This window comes from Xanthomonas euvesicatoria pv. euvesicatoria, assembly GCF_020880415.1.
Lineage (GTDB): Bacteria > Pseudomonadota > Gammaproteobacteria > Xanthomonadales > Xanthomonadaceae > Xanthomonas > Xanthomonas euvesicatoria.
On record NZ_JAJIUJ010000059.1, the window covers coordinates 1 to 1,764 of the forward strand.

Consider the following 1,764-nt stretch of genomic DNA (forward strand, 5'->3'; position numbering starts at 1 on the left):
GAGTCCGGTCAATACGGCTATGACAGCCCCATCGCGCACCTTCAGCGCGGTAGCGATGGGGTGATCCGCGTGGTGGCCGTGACCAGCAGCGAAGACATCCGGCAGGCGTTGAGTGAGGCGCAAGGCAGCCGGCGAGAGCCGCCAACCCTTGCGCGGGCGCCCGAAGCGAAAGGGGAAACAGACAGCTCTACGTCTGACTCTTCCAATTCGCAGCAGGTGCTGGATATCCAGGCGCGCATGCAAGCTTCTGTCGCGGCGCAGGCGCGGCAAGAACGCGAACAGCAGGATCGTTTTGCGCAAGAGCAGCACGCCGCGCAGGTGCGCGAACACCTCCAGCAGGCACATCCGGAGCACGAGGATCGGGCGCAGAGCGAACAGGCGGTCCAGGCGCATGCGGTGCTGGAAGGTCAGCGCCAAGCCGAGCAGCATCGGGAGTCAGAAGAGCGGCAAGTGCAGGAGCGGCAAGCACAGACCAGCCAGCAACGCGAGCTGCAGGAGCGTGAGGAAAGGGATGTCCAGGAACGTCAGGCGCAGGAGCGCCAAGCCCAGGACAACCAGCAGCGGGAGCAGCAGCAAGAGCGCCAGGCTCAAGAAGCCACGCGGGTTGAGGTCCAGGAACATCAGGTTCAGCAAGCGCAGCAACAAGAGCAACGACAAGAAGCCTCGCAGCAACCGGACGCTCAGCTGCACGCTCCAGATGCGGCGCTGGATCAACAAATGCCGCAGCCCGAGTTGCAGCAGGCATATGCCCACCAGCAGCTAGATGCGCATAACCAACAGGCAGGCGAACGCGCGGCTGACACTACGCCCGACCCACGGACGCAGCCACATCAAGCAAGAGAAGCGGGACGCGCGCTGGAAATGCAGGCAGTGGAAAGCCGCGATGCCTCGCGCCTGCCGATTCCTGCACCCGAGGGCCAGAAATCCGGCAACCAACCTTTGCAAAGCGCGGAGGCCGATGCGGTGTCCCTGGCGCTGTATCGCCAGGTGCAACCGCAGCAGGCCGAGATGGAGCAAGCGTCGGCCCGTCAGCAAGATGTGGCGCGTGAGCAGGAGGCAACACCGGTTCGGGCCATGGCCCCAACAGCAGAGCCGTTGACGGCATCACTTTCCAGAGCGTCTACTACGCCTGAGCGAGAAGCCGAGGCTGAACAGCCCCGTCCTTCAAAGGCTTTGCTCGCTGATCATGGTGCACCGGTGTTGCCCGCAGAACACTTCGCGCAAGCGCGTGAGGAGTCATTGGCAAGCAGTGCGGCCACTCGCGTGTCCGTCGGGTCTGCTGACGCAGAAAACCAACAAACGCAATCAACCCCAGCGCAGGATCACAGCGCCGCAGACCCGGGTGGCGCCCTGTTCCTGGAAGAGACCATGCGCTCGCTGCGCCAGCTGCAACAGGAAATTGAGGCGGCGGATCGGGAAGACGAACGCTTCCACCAGGAATGGAAGGAGTATCGCGAGCGCGGAGAACCTTATCCCTTCGCTCAAAAGAGGGCGCTAGACCAAGAGGGTGGCAGCATGGATGCATTCAGCGCGCACCAACCAAGTCGCCGCTCGCCCAGTGAAGCGGCTGAGCAAGCCGATGCCTTCCAATCTCCAGTTCAGCGCTTTGCCGGTCCAGGGGAAGGGAATGCGCCAAATGACTCGTCGAAAGCTGAGCGCAAATCGATCACGGGCGACCCGGATGTGGACGAAGTGCTCTACGCGCTCGACAGCAAGAACGAGTTGGCGATCGAGCAAGCGCTGAACCGAGTCGCCAACAGCGCA

At 63.0% G+C, this 1,764-nt stretch carries 1 protein-coding gene; it reads left to right on the plus strand.

The annotated features are described in order from the left end of the window. Window positions 1–1,764: coiled-coil domain-containing protein (locus LN450_RS10485; protein WP_484607057.1), on the plus strand; the 1,764-nt coding region annotated here is incomplete at both ends.